This is a genomic window from Litoreibacter ponti, from assembly GCF_003054285.1.
Classification (GTDB): Bacteria; Pseudomonadota; Alphaproteobacteria; order Rhodobacterales; family Rhodobacteraceae; genus Litoreibacter; species Litoreibacter ponti.
This window is the reverse complement of record NZ_QBKS01000001.1, coordinates 751,334-768,177: the sequence shown is the minus strand read 5'-3', so window position 1 is coordinate 768,177 and position 16,844 is coordinate 751,334. Positions and strand designations below refer to the sequence as shown.

At 64.9% G+C, this 16,844-nt stretch carries 9 protein-coding genes; 2 read left to right on the top strand and 7 right to left on the bottom strand.

What is annotated here, in order from left to right:
* Positions 1 to 31: 31 nt before the first annotated feature.
* Both C8N43_RS03865 and C8N43_RS03860 read right to left on the bottom strand, forming a co-directional pair.
* Positions 32 to 997 (bottom strand): cupin domain-containing protein, encoded by a 966-nt coding sequence (locus tag C8N43_RS03865; protein WP_107844343.1) that lies wholly within the window; start codon positions 995 to 997, stop codon positions 32 to 34.
* Between the two features lie 85 nt (positions 998 to 1,082).
* Positions 1,083 to 2,273 carry a winged helix-turn-helix domain-containing protein gene (locus C8N43_RS03860; RefSeq protein WP_107844342.1) on the bottom strand — a complete coding sequence of 397 codons (1,191 nt, stop codon included), beginning with the start codon at positions 2,271 to 2,273 and terminating at the stop codon, positions 1,083 to 1,085.
* A 104-nt stretch (positions 2,274 to 2,377) separates the two neighbouring features.
* On the opposite strand from C8N43_RS03860, the gene C8N43_RS03855 reads away from it, so the two are divergent.
* Both C8N43_RS03855 and C8N43_RS03850 read left to right on the top strand, forming a co-directional pair.
* The gene (locus C8N43_RS03855; RefSeq protein WP_107844341.1) at positions 2,378 to 3,139 is read left to right on the top strand and encodes a 3-hydroxyacyl-CoA dehydrogenase; all 762 of its coding nucleotides are present in this window, start codon (positions 2,378 to 2,380) and stop codon (positions 3,137 to 3,139) included.
* The gene (locus C8N43_RS03850; protein ID WP_107844340.1) at positions 3,136 to 4,344 is read left to right on the top strand and encodes an FAD-dependent monooxygenase; all 1,209 of its coding nucleotides are present in this window, start codon (positions 3,136 to 3,138) and stop codon (positions 4,342 to 4,344) included. The genes C8N43_RS03855 and C8N43_RS03850 overlap by 4 nt, the downstream gene beginning before the upstream one ends.
* Here the strand turns inward: C8N43_RS03850 and C8N43_RS03845 are convergent.
* The 5 genes from C8N43_RS03845 to C8N43_RS03825 are packed head-to-tail and all read right to left on the bottom strand — an operon-like array spanning position 4,337 to position 16,840.
* Positions 4,337 to 5,971, bottom strand: a complete 1,635-nt coding sequence (locus tag C8N43_RS03845) for a ComEC/Rec2 family competence protein (RefSeq protein ID WP_107844339.1) — start codon at positions 5,969 to 5,971, stop codon at positions 4,337 to 4,339. The genes C8N43_RS03850 and C8N43_RS03845 overlap by 8 nt on opposite strands.
* Positions 5,968 to 8,193 carry a gluzincin family metallopeptidase gene (locus C8N43_RS03840; protein WP_107844338.1) on the bottom strand — a complete coding sequence of 742 codons (2,226 nt, stop codon included), beginning with the start codon at positions 8,191 to 8,193 and terminating at the stop codon, positions 5,968 to 5,970. Before C8N43_RS03840 ends, C8N43_RS03845 begins: the two co-directional genes overlap by 4 nt.
* A gap of 2 nt (positions 8,194 to 8,195) precedes the next feature.
* The gene (locus C8N43_RS03835) at positions 8,196 to 9,371 is read right to left on the bottom strand and encodes a patatin-like phospholipase family protein (RefSeq protein WP_107844337.1); all 1,176 of its coding nucleotides are present in this window, start codon (positions 9,369 to 9,371) and stop codon (positions 8,196 to 8,198) included.
* A gap of 28 nt (positions 9,372 to 9,399) precedes the next feature.
* Positions 9,400 to 13,359, bottom strand: coding sequence for an eCIS core domain-containing protein (locus C8N43_RS03830; protein WP_158269903.1), 3,960 nt, complete (start codon positions 13,357 to 13,359; stop codon positions 9,400 to 9,402).
* 7 nt (positions 13,360 to 13,366) lie between these two features.
* Positions 13,367 to 16,840 carry a hypothetical protein gene (locus C8N43_RS03825; RefSeq protein WP_107844335.1) on the bottom strand — a complete coding sequence of 1,158 codons (3,474 nt, stop codon included), beginning with the start codon at positions 16,838 to 16,840 and terminating at the stop codon, positions 13,367 to 13,369.
* Positions 16,841 to 16,844 lie beyond the last annotated feature (4 nt).

Genomic DNA, 16,844 nt, shown 5'->3' with positions numbered 1-16,844 from the left:
GGGCCTTCATGGCCCGGAAAGCGGCGCGCGATCAAGCCTTTACGGTTGGGCCTGCCGGATCATCGGTGCTGCGCACGCGGTAAAGCGAGGCCTCGCCTGTCATTGACGGCTGCACGCTGCGGGCCACGCCGGGAGGCACGGCGCAGGTGTCGCCGGGGTTCAGCACGGCCGAGCCGCCGTCATAGTCGAGCCGCCAATGGCCGCGCATGGGCATCAGGATTTCGTGTGTGTCCGTGGTGTATTTCTCGGCGGGGATCGAGCCGCGGGTCAGCAGCTCCACCTCGAAGCCGGGCTTGTCATGCAGCATCGCGCCGTCGCCAATTACGCGCGCGGGCTGGCGGTCGGCCAGCGCCATCATGTCCCAGTAGCGGGCCACGTAATGTGGCACGACCTCCTGCGTGGTAGGCTCCGGATAGGCCTTCAGCTCATCGTCGGTCAGCACCGACATCGGCTTGATCCCATCGGGCAGGCTTTCGCCTTTCTTGGTGTCGTAGAGCTTGCCGTTCTCGCCCAGCACCAACCCATGACCGCTGGCATCTTCGATCACCTGGGGCGCCCAGATCACGCCGCCGCCCGCGTCGTCGCCGCCGAGGATCGCCATGATCATCCCGTAGTCGGTGCCGATATTCTCAAACCCCCGGAAGATGCCCGTGGGGATATTGATGATATCGCCTTCTTCCAGAACGACCTCGCCCGCGTTGCCCCAACGGCCCCAGAAGAAGCGCCAGCGGCCCTTGAGCACGAAGAACACCTCCGCCGTGCGGTGGGAATGCAGCGAGTTGCGGCATTTCGGTGGCTGGCCCGCAGCCCCGATGTTGAAGCCGGGCGTGTCGCGGATATGGACGTGCTGGTCGGGGGACTCAGAGACGCCGCCGCCGATGATGGTGAAGTTTTCCTTCTGGTCCGAGCCCGGCGTGTGCGCGTCGATGAAAGCTGTCTTGCAGGGTTTCAGGTCGCCGTAGCGGACGATGCGGGCGTCCATCTCTTGCGGTGTCATGGGGCTCTCCGGTGTGAAGTCGGCGCGAGCCTACCATGGGGTAGGGCCTTTTCAAGGAAAATGTGAATACGTATTCAGCGCACCGTCACCGCAGCCAGTCTGGGGCGAACTCCAGCTCTGACACCTCTGCAAGCTTGGCGCTGCGCTCGATCGCGATCTGCAGCGACCTGACCCGTCCGGAGCCCATGCGCACGCCGGTCTCGGGCCAGAAGGCGCGCACCGCCATCGTGTCGCGCGCGCGCTCGGCCTTCATGTCGATGCGCCCGATGATGCGGTCCCCTTCGAGCACGGGGAAGACGTAGTAGCCGTATCTGCGCTTGGCCTCGGGCACGAAAACCTCGATCCGGTAGTGAAAGCCAAAGAGCCGCTCGGTCCGCTTGCGGTCGCGCAACGCAGGGTCAAAAGGCGACAGGATGCGGATGCGCTTTGTGGGTTCCATCAGCGGTGTGTCGAGCACATTGGGCCGTGCGAAGGATCGGCGCGGCTTGCCTTGGGCGGTCTCCAGCATCACCTCGATCAGGTCGCCTTTGGCCAGCTGTTCGGCGCACCAATCCTTGGCTTCTTGCGGCGTGATGATGTCCCAGAACGCGGCCAGCTCGCCGGACGTGGCAAAGCTCAAGGCGTCCAACGCGGTGGAGCAGGCGGTCTGGATCGTCTCCTCAGGCAGGTAGCGCTGGTTGAGATGTTCAGGCGGGATGACGTTTTCGGTCAGGTCATAGAACTTGCGAAACCCCTCGCGCCGCGTCACCGACAGCTCGCCCGAGCGCCACAAATATTCCAGGGCAGTCTTCGATGGGTGCCAATCCCACCAGCCGCCAGAGCCCTTCTGCTCGTTCTCCCCCACATCGGACGAGCAGCAGGGGCCGTGATCGGAGATGCGCTTCAGTATCTCGTCGAACTTCTCTTCAAAGCCTGCGCGCCGCCATTCCTTCCAGCGACCGCGCAAGGTCTCGGCGTCGCGGGCCATCTTCAGCCGCCAATGGGCGAAATTGTCGATGTGAATGGCAGAGGCATCGTGGGTCCAATGCTCGAACACGCGGCGCTCGGCCATAAGGCGATCCAAAGCGCGCGGGCGGTAATTGCCGCGCCGCGCGTGCAGGATCATGTGATGGGCGCGGGCGACGGTGTTGATGCTGTCGAGCTGCACGAAGGTCAGATCCTCGAGCATCTGATCAAGGTCCGCACCCTTGCCGGGGCCGGTGGGGGGCTCGCACAGACGGTGTTTGGCCAGATGGTGATGGCGCACGGTGGCCAGTGGAATAGTGGGAAGGGTCATGCGCGTCTCGTCTCAGGCAGGGTTCCGCCACTATGGCGCGGCTAGGCTCTTTCGCGCCAGCCGGAACCTGCTACTCTGCCGGAAAAAATACGTGAGGGTCGAGCATGGATATCTCTCAAACGGTTGCGCTGATCTCTGGCGGGGCTTCGGGCCTTGGGGCTGCGAGCGCGCGGGTGATCGTGGCGGGCGGCGGCAAGGTCGTGTTGCTGGACCGCGACGCGGAGCGCGGAGCTACTTTGGCGTCCGAGCTGGGCGAGGGCGCGCGGTTTGCGCAGACGGATGTGACGTCGGAAAGCTCTGTCGAGACCGCGCGGGACTGGGCGCTGTCGGAATTCGGGCGGATCACGGGGGCGGTCAATTGCGCGGGGATCGCCATCGCCGCCAAGACCGTGGGGCGCGACGGGGCGCATCCGTTGGCGGATTTTCAGCGCTCCATCGACATCAATCTTGTGGGCAGTTTCAACGTGTGCCGTCTGGCCGCGGAGGCGATGCAGGACAACGACCCGAACGCCGATGGCGAGCGCGGTGTGCTGATCAACACGGCCTCCGTCGCGGCGTTCGACGGCCAGAAAGGCCAGCCCGCCTACGCGGCGTCCAAGGGCGGCATCGTGGGCATGACGCTGCCCATGGCCCGCGATCTGGCGGGGATCGGCGTGCGCACCATGGCCATCGCGCCGGGGCTGTTTTTGACCCCGATGCTGGAAGGGCTGCCCGAGGCCGCGCAAGAGGCATTGGCAAGCCAGCCGCTGTTTCCGAAACGGCTTGGAAAGCCGGAGGAATTTGGCAAGTTGGTGCGGTTTATCATTGAATCCCCGTATCTTAACGGCTCCACCGTCCGGCTGGACGGGGGCATTCGTATGCCATGACGACACGGCGCGCGGTCATTGCGGGGGGCGGTATCGGCGGGCTCGCCACGGGTCTTGCGCTGGCCAAGACCGGGTGGGAGGTCGAGGTGCTGGAACAGGCGCCCGAGCTGAAAGAAGTCGGCGCGGGCGTGCAGATCAGCCCCAACGGAATGCATGTGCTCGACGCGCTTGGCGTCACCCCGCTGATCGAGGAGACGCTGTTTGAGCCCGACGCGATCGAGCTGCGCATGGGGCGGTCCGGGCGGCGGGTGTTCCGGTTGGATATGAAGAACACGGCGCAGGTGCGGTGGGGCAACCGGTTTGTACAAATTCACCGCGCGGACCTGCATGATGCGCTGGCGCTGGCGCTTCGGGCCGAGCCGACCGCGCGGCTGCAAACCCATGCGAAAGTGACCGGCTACGTGCGCGAGCGCGGGGGCGCGTCGGTCTATCTGGAACGCAGCGAGCGGATGTTTGGCGATCTGGTGGTGGGCGCGGATGGCATCCGCTCCGAGATCCGCGCGCAGATGTCCGGCGCGGACCGCGCGCGCTTCACAGGCAACGTGGCATGGCGCTGTGTCGTGCCGGCCGATGCCTTGGGCGAACACGCTCCGCCGCCGCGCGGGGTGATCTGGGCGGGCCGGGGCAAGCACGCGGTCACAACCCGCGTCAAAGGCGGCACGCATGTAAATTTCGTGGGCATCGTGGAGCAGGACAGCTGGCAGGAAGAGGGCTGGTCGATCCCCGGCTCAGTCGAGGAAGCGCTGCGGGATTTCGGAGACTGGCACCCGTCGCTGCGCGCCACGTTGGAGGCCGCGACGGGCCTGTTTCGCTGGGCGCTGTTTTCCCGCCCGCCACAGGCCACGTGGAGCGACGGACCCGTCTGCGTTCTGGGCGATGCGGCCCATCCGATGCTGCCCTCCATGGCGCAGGGCGCGGTGCAGGCGCTGGAGGACGCGGTCGTGCTGGCGGATGCCTTGTCGGGCGGCGGGGATATCGCGGAGGCGCTGGTCGACTTCGAGCTCAGGCGCAAACCGCGGGTTACGCAGGTGCAAAAGCGCAGTCTTCACAACCTGCGCCAGTTCCACCGTCACACGCTTCCAGGGCAGCTTGCGACCTACGCACCAATGGCGCTTGTGGCGGGATTGGCCCCCGGTCTGGCGCATAAGCGGCAGGATTGGATTTACAAATATAATCCAGATAATTACCCGGTGTTCCTCACGTAGAGTTCCCCGGTTTCGTGTCCGGCACCCAATGCTCGATGGCGAAATCCTCGGGTGTGGTGGCGGCGAGGAACGCGTCCCACATGGCGTCGAACTCGGCGCCCTCGAAGTCCGGATCGCGTTCCGGGATATGCGGCTCGATCAGCATGACGCGGGACTTGGCCTTCTCGTGCAGTGCCTGTTCGATCGCCTTCATAGGGTGGCGCCAGGGCCGCCGCTTGCCCCAGGCCCAGCTTTTGTTCGACGGGATCATCGCAACGAATTCCTGCGCGTAGGCCCCGAGCGCCATCCAGTTGAGATTGGCGTGCGGGCTGTCCACCGTGCCGTTGAGCGTCGCATTGTGCGAGCCGTGGTGGCCCGCCTTGTAGAAGGTGCAGCGCCCCAGCAGATCGCGAGCGGTGACCTCATTGCCGTCCACCTGCCAGGACAGGTCAGACCATGACACCCAGGAGCCGCGCTGCGCGTCGCCGGTAAAGAGCAGGGTGCGCCCGCTTTCCTCAAGCTCGAAGCAGAGCACTAGCGAGGTGTTGTTGACCTCGGAATTCAGCCGCAGGGCGAGCACCTCCGCATCGCCCATCCAGTCACCATCGATCCGGCGATAGGCATCCTCGTCGCGCAGATAGACCTCCGAGAGGTAGGCGCGCTCTCGGTCCTCGTCGGGCTTGATGGCGGGCCTGATCTCGGCCTCGGGGATGATGTGGCGGGGCGCGAAGGGTGCTGTCGCAGTGGCGGCACCGCCGTCAAAAGCTGCGAACATGCCCGCGCCGGGCGCGCCCATGGCGAAGGGGCCGATGTGAAACTCCTCGCGCTTGCGCGGATCGAGCGAGGTCAGAAGTTCCTCGTCGCGGGGCGGGCCGAACGGGTAGATGCGCACGCCTTTGACCTTCGGCAGTGGCAGCGGTGGGTCTTCGGGCGCGATGAAGGTGATCTTGCCTTTCGCCATGGCGCGCAGGCCCGCGAGCCGTTCCTTGTAGCGCTTGCCGCGGATGCGGGTGCTGCGCTTCTTGCGGCGGGTGGCGGCGAAGACCTCTTCGGGTGCACCCGCCAGATCGCCCGGGGCCACGTCCAGCTCCAGCGCGGCCTCACGCAGTACGGCGGCGCCATCGGTGTGACCGGTCTCTGTCTCCAGAAAATCGGCGATCTCGTCGGCGAGACCGTCATCCTGCCCGCCGATGCCTTTGAGCGCCTTGAGCTTCTCGTGGGCCAGAGCCAGCGTGATCAGCTTGTCGCCATATTGCTCGCGCAGCGCGTTGGCGGTCTCGTCTTCACCGTTTTCGGTCCAGGCGAGCCACAGGTCGTGCACGGTGAATTTGGAGAACGGGTGGTCCTCGTCGCCGGGCTTGGGAAAGCCGGAGACGTGATCTTCGTGCTCGTGGGTGACGACCACAAGATCAAGCACCCCGCCGCAATCGGCGTGAAGCGCATCGAGCACGCCTGCGAAGTCGATGCCCTTGTCCTCGAGATCCTTGGGCGTGCTGCCTTTCTTGCGACCGCAATCGATCAGGACGAAGTAGGGTCGCTTGCCGCGGCTGCGCTTGAAGGCGAGCAGGAAGCAATCGCCATGGCCCTGGCGGTACATGCGGACCTTCACGCCATGGGGCGGGGCGGTGACTTTGGGCGTTGGGCTCATGGGAAACCATCCGAGCTGTGACCGGGCCTGTGCAGGTCGGTGAAGGCCGCCGCGCGCGAGGTCTGGCCGGAATAAAAGGCGTTATTGGCCTGAGCGTCGGCGCGCGTCAGGTGGGCGCGGCAGGCGATCAGGCCGGCCTCGTCTTCGACCGTGTGGGCGCTGCGGATCAGGCGGCGGATCGCGAAGCTGCGCGCGTCGATCAGGAAGGTTGCGCCTGCGCGATACTTGAAGTCGCACTGGCGGTTGCTGTCGTTGTGGCTGGGCGCGCGCGCGTCCTCGCGGGCCTGCGCATCGGGGTCAAGATAGCCGCGACGGGTCTGGATGATCTCGACCACATATTCGCGTTCCAGCTGACCACGTTGGCCCAACCGCTTAGCGATGCGCACGGAGGCGACATGCAACGAGGGCAGCCCGGTGATCTTCGAGCGCCGCACAGTCGAGGGCGCGCGGGCGTCAAAGGACAGTCCCACCAGCTGCGCAAAGCGCGGCGAGGCTTTCGACGTCATCAAAAGCCACAGCAGGCGCTGGTAATGCTCAGAGGCATGAAAACAGATCTCGCGGTCGCGCCCGTCATCGACCTCCAGCAGATTGATCGAGATCGGGTGCGCCTCGTTGAGGTCCATCTCCGGCGGGCGCAGCTCCAGCGGGATATTGGTCAGGCTGTTGAACTCGATGACCTTGTCGTGGATCAGGTCCGCGACCTTCAGCGCTTCCAGCTTGGCGGCTTCGACCTGTTCGCGGTGTCTCTCGCGCTCGACACGGTCCTTGTCGTCGTCTTCGCGGGGGCTGGCCAGAAAGGACAGCATCGCGCCGGGCTCTTTGAGCATCAGGCCAAGATTGCCGTGGATCGTGGTCAGCCAGTCTTCCTCTTCGAGCTTGCCGTTTTTGGCCTGGCGGTCTTTTTCGGCCTCGTAGATCGTGGGCCAGCACAGCATCGGCTCCGAGATCACGGGCATGCCATCTGGCAGGATGCCCCAGCTTGCGAAGGCCTCGATGAACGCGGCGCGGTAGCCTTGGAAGTCTTCGGGGAAGAGGTCGTGATCGGCGGTGATGAGCGCGCGCAGGTAGTCGCCGAAATTGACATTGACGGGCGGGGTGTAGTCCATCGCCCGGATGCAGATACGCATGACCCGGCGCGCGCATTGCGCGGCCTCGGCGGCGAGGCGGCGCTTCAGGTCGGGGTCGATCTCGCCATCGCGCAGCACACCAGAGCCGCCGGAGGCGATGCGGAACAGGTCCTTCACCCGGTGCTTGTAGATTGTCAGGAACGCGCGGAACACGGCCGCCACCAGCACCTTGCCGCGCGCATGGGGGCCGGTGGCTTCGTGCAGCAGGCTCGGGTCCGGCTCGGTTTCTTCCCACTCGCCGTGCTCGTTCACGGAGCCCAGGAAGTCGCGCAGGGCGCAGCCGCGCCCGACCGCCTGTCCGAACTCTTGCGCCAGCTCGCCCAGCAGGCTTTGGCGGTCAAGATTGCCCTTGGTCTTGGCGATCTGGTCCTCCAGCACATTCGGGAACGAGAACAGCTGGAACAGCGCGATGATGTCGGCAAAGGCCTCGTGGAGCGCGCGCATGTCCGGGTTTGTGTCCTCGGCAAAGCTGGGGTGCATGCCGTCGAGGATCGCGTGCACCGTCTCGTGCACGATGATGTCGTGGCTCAGGCAGGTGAACACGGTCGTGCCCACCGGCGCGCTCGCGCTGTCCTCTCCGGCGGTGAAATAGCCAAACAGCAGGGCTTTCTTGTCGGGGTTGTAGAAGGCGTTGGCCTCGCGCAGGGCGTGCGGGTAGATGCGCAGCCGCCGGGTGAACTTGGTCTCGTAGCTGGTGGTGCCATCGTCGTTCTGCGTCGTCTCGGTGGTGGGCGCCCACTGCAGGACCCGGCCAAGCGCCTCCTCAAAAACGCCGATCGTGTTCATCGAGACGGCATAGACCATCTGCTGGTGAAACTTCGGGTCATGGGGCGCGGGGCGCAGCCCGTCATTGTGCAGCACCCGGTCGGAATTGAGGTCGATGGGGGCGTAGAACGCGCCGCTTGCGGGGTCGAAATCGACCACCTCGACATAGCGGCCGCGCGGCCCGAGGAAGGGCTTGTTCCGCGGCGCCGGATCCAGCTCGTAGGGCAGGGTGATCTTGACCGTCCGCGAGGCGCGGTTGTCGAAATTGCGCGCCGTCGAGGGGTCAAAGGCGTAGACATTGAGCCTGCGTGGGGGGCGGAACTCGGCCATGGTCACAGCAGCCGCGGTGGGCCCGCGGGCGGCGTCGCGTCGGGCAGCAGGTATTTGCGGATCGTGGCGTCGGCCATCGAATAGCCCGCCAGCACCACCGCACGTTGATCATCATGGGGGAAGTTCTTCAGCCGGGTCGACATCTCGCGCGCGGTCTTGAGCTGCGCGTCGCTGGCCTTCCAGCCGTCCCACGCCACGTCGTTCTTGTCGGTGGTGATGGTCCAGAACGCGCCGTTGCGCTCCTTCAGCCCGTCGGCCAGCTGGTTGCGGAACATGTTGACGAGCGAGCGCTCGCGCCAGTTGACCGTCACGTCCAGCATCGCGTTGATCACCCGGACCATCATCGTGGTGCGGAACTGGCTGTCGGACAGCGGCAGGTTCGAGCCCGCGTTGGAGGCAAACAGGACGCCGCAGCGCTTCCAGATCGGCTCGAGCCCGATATTGTCGTAAACCCCGCCATCAACCAGCGGGGGCTTCTTGCGCAGATAGGCCGGGGCGTCGGGGCGGTGGCGCGGGGCCTCCACCGTCTCGCCAGACAGGTCCAGCCGGATCGGCGCCAGCACCGGCGGGAAGCCCGACGAGGCCGCGACGGCCTCGCTGAGCTTGATGTTCTTGTGCTCGCAAAAGAACGCCTTGTAATCGGCGATATAGTCGCGCGTCATGCGCACCAGCCCGCCCGATTGCAGGTTCGTGGCACAGAAGATGAAGCGTCGGCTGTCAGTGATGTCGCGCAGCTTGAGGAATTTGAAGATGTGCTTGTCGTAGCTGCGCGCCAGCTGGTTGCCGGCCGAGATGCCGGGGATCAGGCCCAGGATGCCGGTGCCCACGTCGATGTTTTCGCGCGTGGCCAGCATCAGCGGCTTGGTGAAATTCTCGAAGATGTCATCGTCATGGGCGATGTGATCTTCCTTGCCGTTCCAGTCGATCTTGTCCCAGTTCATCGCCAGCACACCCGTGGTCAGCGACCCGCCCGAGACCGAGGCGATGCGCTTGGCCTGCGCCAGTATCCCCAACTCATTGAGCCGGATCACCACGCCGCAATGATAAAGCGAGGCCCGATACCCGCCGCCGGAGAACGCGAGACCGATGGCCGAAGGATCGTACTTGCTGTCGCGGCTTTCAGAGGACCTGAAGAAGCCAAGCTCTTTCGAGGCGGGGGGAATGGTGTGGGCGGGCATGGGTCGTGCTCCTTGGTAAAATAAATTGCTAACGGAACAGCTTTCGTGTCTCAGCTTGAGCCTCGCCGAGCGACACGTAAAGGTTTTTCATAATCGCGCGCATCTGGCTTTCCGCGTTGGCCCTGTTCGCGGTTTCGTTGATCGAGCGCACGTAGTCGATCTGCGGCAGGTAGAAATCCTTGATGGCCGCCGCATGGTTTTTCGTGCGGTCTTCCAGTCGGCGTTTGATCTTCTGGGTCTTCTTTTGGATCAGCGCGTCTCGCGCGGTGGTGTCGCCGTAGGCCACGTAATTGGCGGCGTCATTCTCGGCGTCCTCCAGCTTCACGGGCTGGGCGACGGTGTCGAGCGGGGCCTGGACGCGCGCCGTGACTTCCTTCGCGATAGGTCGGTAGATCGGCACGGCGTAGCCGAGATCATCGGTATAGGTGCGAAGGGGGGAGCCGTCCCCGAACAGGGCCGCGTTCGTCAATTGGCCCAGACGCGCGGCGCGGTCCGCTGCGGAGTGACCGGGTTGCGGCGCTCTGGCCGTTTTTGTCTCGGCTGCCGTCTCGACCGTTGCGGCCTCCGCCTCGTCGAGTTGTTTGTGCGTCGCGGCCTTCTTGGCGAAGGATTTGTCGAGAACATGGTCGTGTTCGAGCACCTGCCCGAACCCGGATGGTTGCGTGCCGTAGGCCTTCCCGATCCCTTCGACACTGATCATCGGTTGCGGGGTCTTGCGATCCGATCTTTGCGTATCAAACGGGATGGCGCTCTTGTCCGTTGGTGCCTGCGTGGGCGGGGTGTGGGCGCTCATGTCGGCGGAGGCGTTCTGCAGGCCATAGAAGTCGATATTCTTCTGCCTGATGGTGTCGAGCCCCGTATTGACCTGCGCCCTGACGTTGGCGGCGCTGGTGTCTGCGGCGTAGATGTCGCGGATTTCCGCCACCTCGGCCTCAACCTGAGTGAGAAGTGCATTCTTGACCACCGCGACCGCCTTGGCCTCTGTCCCGCGGGCCTTGTTGAGCTCTGCCTGCGCCGCGGAAATGATGGCTGCGGCATCGGGCAATCCTTTGCCTTTCCCCTTGATGTGGTTGCGGTGATACAGGGCGATCGCGGGAAAGCCCGAGGCCGTTGCGCCGATCTTGCCGCCCTTGATCTTGTCTTTCGCAAGATTGCCGATGCCGGGGGCCTTGGCGTCATCCTGGACGCTGGCGTCTTTCGCCGTGCCTTCGCGCGCCGCTGCACCGGCGGCCTGGCGCGATGAGCGGAGCGCGTCGGTCTCTGGCACCTTTTTCCTGTTTCCCTTCTTGAGGAAATGAAGCCGCTCGAAAATTCCAAGCGGGAACCGTTTTTCGATCGTGTGGTCCAACTCGTGGAACCGCGAGAAGGTCTGGCCTGTCTCCGGGTCCTTGTCCTTGGCCGCATCGGAGAGCTTGTTGTACGTGTCGACTTTGCCTTCGAACTCCAGTGACCGTGGCTCCTTGCCCCGGAGCAGAGACTTCCCCTCGGGCTTCTCGGACACGAAGGGGTTTGCGGCAATGGCCTTGCCGTCTTCCAGAAACTCCCCGGCGGCCTCCGCGAATTCGGCGTCGAGCGCCTTGTACTTCTTTTGGTTGTTTTCCTTCTCGCTTGCGGGCTTGATCTTCTTGGCCTCGGCGTCGGTTTCGTCGTCAACTTCCTTGGTCTGGTCGATGAGGTTTTGCATCGGGGCTTGCGCGCTTGGGGCCTCGACCTTGCCCGCCGCTGCCTTGGTCGCCTTGGTGACTTCGGGCACCGTGCCCGGCTCGCCGCATCCGATCATGACATCGATCTTGTTGCCCTTTTTGACGGCGTAAATCTCATGGGGCTCTTTGCCGATCATGAAGGCCTTTCGCGGCAGCTTCCGCTTGCCATTGAGCTTGGCGATCAGTTTGGAAAACAGGGCCTTCGCCTTCTTGATCACGAAGCCGATGAGCTTGCCCATGGCCTTTTTCACCGGCGCCTGAAGCTTTTCGATCACCGATTTGATCTTCGATGATATTCCGCCCAAACCCAGAGCTGCCGCGAGGAACGAGATCACCACGGGGACCGTGCGGCCGATGGTTTGCTCGACGAATTTCGCAGCCGCTTCGGTCTGGCCACGGGCAATCGCGCCGACGGAGGAAAAGATCGACTGCGCGACATCCATGATCTGCTCGAGCCGCTCGAGAAACGCCACGATCAGGTCGTAAATCCCCAAAACGACTTTCACCACAGCGCCCACAGGGTTCGACAGGCCCGCGAGCCAAGAGATGCCCGCCTTGATCACGGTCGTGATCACCATCGACGAGATGCCGCCGATCAGCGTCTGTTTGAAGTTCTCGATCATTTCAAGCATCTTCTGCCAGATGCCTGTGAAGCCCTCCTTGAGCAGCACTTTGACGATCTCGACCGACTTCTCGATCAGTGCGACCTTGCGCTCGCCCGAGGGGCCCAGCTTCTTGACCAGCTCGGCGCGGAAATTGGCGTAGGTCAGCCCGAGAATCTGCATGACAAGCGACATCAGGCCCTTGAAGTCGAAACGGGCGGGCAGGGTGATGCCGGCCCCCGCGATGGCCCCGAAAAGCCAGCCGAGCAGGCCCTTCTTGAGATGCTCGAAAATGTTCGCGCCGAACTTCATGAAGCCGCCGACCACCGCCTTGATCAGGTTCTTGGCGAAGGCCAGCGGGTTCTCGATGATCAGGTCCAGCACGTCGCCCGCCTGCTGGATGATCGCCCACACCTTGTCGGCGTAAGGGCCTGCAAGCTTGAGCGCCCCGCGCACGGCGAACTCCAGCACCTTCTTGCCCACGTCCTTGGCGAAGGTAACCAGATCGCTGACCAGCGGGCCGAACAGGTCGATCACGTATTGCTTCGCGCCCACCAGCGGCGCGTCCCAGATTTTCGCCACCGTGCCCTGCAGCCGCGACCACGTGAGGTTCAGCTCGCCCAAGCGCGTCAGGACCCATTGGTAGGCCTCCTCGACCATGCGGGTCTCGCGCAGCTTGTCGAACAGAACTGTGCCCAGCGGATGCAGCCCGAACAGCCCACCGAGCAGGTTGGTGGCGTTCTTGATCACCTTCTTGCCGGAGATCAGCGTCTTGCCGACGATGACGGTGATCAGGGTGTAGCCGGGCACGTAGCGCGCGTAGCCTTCGAGCTTGCCTTCGGCCCAGCCCTCGTCTTCCTCGCGGCGTAGCACCGGCTCGCGGCGCAAGGGCAGGGCTTCGGAGCCTTCGGTCTGCTGGACCACGTGGCTCAGCTCATGGGCCATCAGCCGCGTGTTCGTGGGGCTTTCACCGCGGCCCAGCCAGATGCGGTTCTTGTGGGTGAAGGCGCGCGCGCCGATGCGTGCGGCCGCGTCCTGGTCGGCGGGGCCATCATGCAGGCGTACGTCCTCGAAGCTGGTGCCGAAATGCGGCTCGACCCGGGCGCGCAGACCCGAGGGCAGCGGGCGGCCCGGCCCGGGGTTGGCGACCAGCCGTGACACGTCCGACGGCGCGGCCCCGCCCATTCGCCCCACTTTGGCGGCTGGCGTGGCGGCGGCCTGCAGCGCACCTTCTTCGCCCGCCGCACCGCCGGTATCGACCGGCGCGCCGCTCTCCAGCTCGCCCATGTCGGCGGCGTCGAGCCCGTCTGTGGCGACGTCGTTCTGCTTGGGCAGGTCGAAATCCTGCTGCGCGGCGGGGGCGGGTTCGGGGACAAGCTCGTCGAGATTGGGCTGGCTTTCGGCATCGCGCCGCAAGGGCTGTGCGCTGCTGTTGGCAGGGGCTGCGGGCGGCGCGTTCGCCACGACGGGCGCGGGGGCAGAGGCGCCGACCACGCGGGCCGCCATCGTTTCCGCTTCCCGCTCCGCCGGGTCGCTGACCGCGCCGACCTTCAGGGCTGTCTGCAAGGCGGGGCGCGCCACCGCGCTGATCTGAGGCATCGGCCTGCGCACCGGGACCGGGGTCGCGCGGGCGGTGGTAGCGCCGCGCGACCCTTTGGTCTGGATATGTGCCTTGGCCTTCACCGGGGCCCTATTTGGGTTCGCGGGGCGTGCCCGGCCTGGTGCGCGCCGTGGTCTTGCGCGCGGTGCGGTTGCCGACATTGGGTCGTCTGCCGGTCGCCTTGGCGGTGTTTTTCGCGCCTGCCTTGGCTTTGCCCGTGCTTCTGGCCTTGGTCGTGGCTTTCGCCTTGGCGGGATCCTTCGGCTTGTCCTTGTCGACGTTGGCTCGCGCCGCGTTGGTGTCCTTGTTGAGCGTAATGTTCTGCCTCAACCCGGTGTTGCGCTGGACCTTGAACCGTTCGGCCTGGGGTTGGCCGTTGAAGCCCTGGAGCTGCTTTTTGATCAGCGCCGGGTTCACCATGACTTTGGCGTCGAGCACCTCGGCCTTGGCGGTCTTGTCGGGGTCCTTCTTCACTTCGGGCTGCGGTTTGGTGTCCTTGGCGGGCTGGGTCTTGCCGCCTTGGGCGATGTTCTTGCCCTGCAGGTTGCCCAGGAGCTTGCCCAGATCCGCGCCGCCCTTGAAGCCTTCCGCGAGCACGAAATCGGTCTTGGGAACGACGCCCGGCTGGAACTTTAGACCCCCCAGTAGTTTGGTGCCGATGAAGTTGAAGCGGCGGGCCTGACGGATCACGACGAACTCGACCGCGAGGCCGTCATTGTCGAGCAGGATCACCTCGTCGCCCGGGCCGGGGCGGCGGTTGAGCAGCGGCTTGCCGTCCGACATCTCGAGGATGCCCGCGATGTTCTTGACGTTGAACTTCTCGACGACCTTGAGGCCCGCGCCCTCGAGCTTCTTGATGGCCTCCTCGGATTTCTGGCCGGTGATGTCGATGATCGGCGGGTTGAAGCCGCGCTTCCACTGGTTGAGCACCTCCGCGCCCCCGTCGGAATGGCCGTAGAACGGCCCGGCGAGTTGCACGCCGCCATCGCCATAGGTCGGCTTGGCAGGCCAGAGCGGAGTTTTGTTGGGCGGATCCCAAGGCGCGGGGCCCGCGGCGGCAAGCCAGGCGCGCAGGCGATTGCTGGGGCCGTTGTCGACGCGCAACTCCTCTTCGGTGCACAGCGCCTTGAAGCCCGACAGGATCGTGCCGATCAGATCACCGTTGTAGTAGCGCTGGCTGCGCGGCGTGTTGGCCTGCTTGCGGCAGCACATCATGCACACGTCGCTTTCCGCGACCGAGCCTTTCTTGTAATTGCTCAGCTCGACGCAGCCCAGCGGCACAAGCGTCCAGCCCTCGATCGCGGGCGGGCAATCGGGCACCACGCGTGTGCAGAGGCATTCGAGGCGGAACTCCTCGTCCTTCTTCATGATTGCGGCGAGCCCAAGGGTCTTGGCCACCAGCGCCAGCTGGCCACCGGTGCCCTTCAAGCCGCTATCCTTGAGGCCGCTCTCAAGTGCCGCGATGATCTCGTTGAGTTCCGCGACCTTGCGGTCGGCCAACGGATCGCCGGTCTTTTGCAGCCGCTTGCCATAATCCTCGACCAGTTGCTTGAGCAGCGTCTCGGCGGCGCCCTGCAGGCGCTTGTCGAACTCCATACCGTCCATCGGGCGGATGTCGTTGCGCAGGCAGACATGCATCATGGTGAGCGCGGTCAGCGGCTCTTCCTTGCCCGCGATCTTTTCGAACAGATCACTTTCGGTCAGCGAGCCGCGCCCCTCTAGGCAGGCCTCCACCCGGTCCGACAGGGTCAGATCGGACGGGTCGTAGACCATGTTTGCAGGCGACAGAAAGAACGCCCGCTTGGTGCCGTTGAAGCCCACCGACAGGCAGATCTCGACCTTGCGCTTGGCAAAGCCCGCAAAGGTCTTGGCGTCGGGCAGAAGCTGGCCGTCGTCAAACTCCGACAGCACCACGGTTTCGCGCTCCAACTCATGGAGCACGCCCGCGCGGTCCAGAACGACCCCGCCGCTGACCTCGATACCCTTCTCGCCTTGCGCGACGGAGACGCCGCACACGACGCCCCAATCCATCATCGTGCGCAGCATCAGTTGCAGCTGCTTGTTGTTGTCGGCCGCGCAAAGCTTGTTGAGCGCCTCATCGACGGAACGTGTGCCTTGCAAGGTGTCACAATCCGGGTCCGACGGGGTGAAGCCCACGTGGCGCGCGTCGATCTCGCAGACCCGATCGAGCGCTTCTTGTACTGTCTGGGTCTCGCCCAGAAGCGCGCAGTCGGGGTCGGGGAAGTAGCCCACGTGATCGGCCGGGATATCGGCCAGCGTCGGAAAGCTGAGGCGGCGGTAGAGGATATCCGGCACCTCTTCGAACCCTTCGCCATTCCACATACCGATGGGGCAGAAATGGTGCACGGGGCCCAGCGGCGGCTGGCCTTCCTCTTTCTCCAGCGGGTGGCCGTTCAAGAGCACCTGCGCGCCGTCCGGTGCGTAGCGGCGCAGCTCTACCAGCCAGTAGTCGCCCGCAACCATCTCGCGCTTGCCGTGGGTGATCTGCACCGTGAACATCTCGGTCGAAAACGTGATCTGGCCGGACTTGTCAGTCATGGCGCTGCCTGCCGCACTTGGGCCGGAGGCCTTGCTGCGCGAGCCCAGCGGCACGCGGGCCATGCCGTCCCAGCGGCGCACATGGGTGTAGCCCACCTCTTTCTTCTCGAGCGTGTCGTCGCTGGGCGTTTCGGTGGTCAGGTCGGTGGTAAAGGCGCCGCGCGCGGGCAGGTAGTCGTCGTGGAAGTAGCCCGCCTGCATGTCGGTCTCGTCTGAGAAATACTCGTAGACCGCGTTGTCGCGGCTGAGCGCGCTGCGCGAGCCCATGGGCTCCACCGCTTCGGCGTTCTCCATCGACCAGGCGAGCCGAACCGCCTTCATCTCGCCCTTCTCACGCTCGACCGACAGGACCTCGACCCGGAACAGCGCGTTGGGCAGCACCTTGTCGATATTGATGATGTCGGCACACGGATCGCAGGTGTCGATGGAGGTCTCGCCGCCGCGCAGCTGCACGTTCAGTGTCGCAGTGCCCTTGGGCAGGAAGGCAGGGCTCTTCTCGAAGCTGTCGAGCACGTCTTCGTAGGATTTGACCGTGGGCAGGGTCTTGAGCTGCACCATCGTGCGCGTCCGGTAGGAGGTCTCGGCCCCGTGCAGGCCTGCATCCGCAAGGTAGCCATCCTCGGTCGCGAAAACCGGGCGCTCCCACAGATCGACATAGACCAGCCCCGGCGTGGGCTCCGGCCCTTGCGGCAGATCGGCCTGAAACTTCATCGCCTCCGCGAGGTCCGTGGTCATGCCGCCCAGCTCGAAATGACCCTGTTTGCCCTGGGCAAAGACCGTCCCGTCGAGCAGAACGAACTGACCCTCTTCGTCCCAGCCGCACATTCCCCCTTCGGCCGGAACGCCGGCGCCTGCGAAGGCCGCGCCCTGGGCGTCGTCGCGGGCCTGATGGATCTGTCCCGCCTCGGTGAGGTCCGCCTCGGTGAGCATGCCGCCCTGAACATGGGCGAGGTTGGAATAGCGTTGCTCGGGCTGGTGGCTGAGCCGTGAATGTGAGCCCTTCATCTGA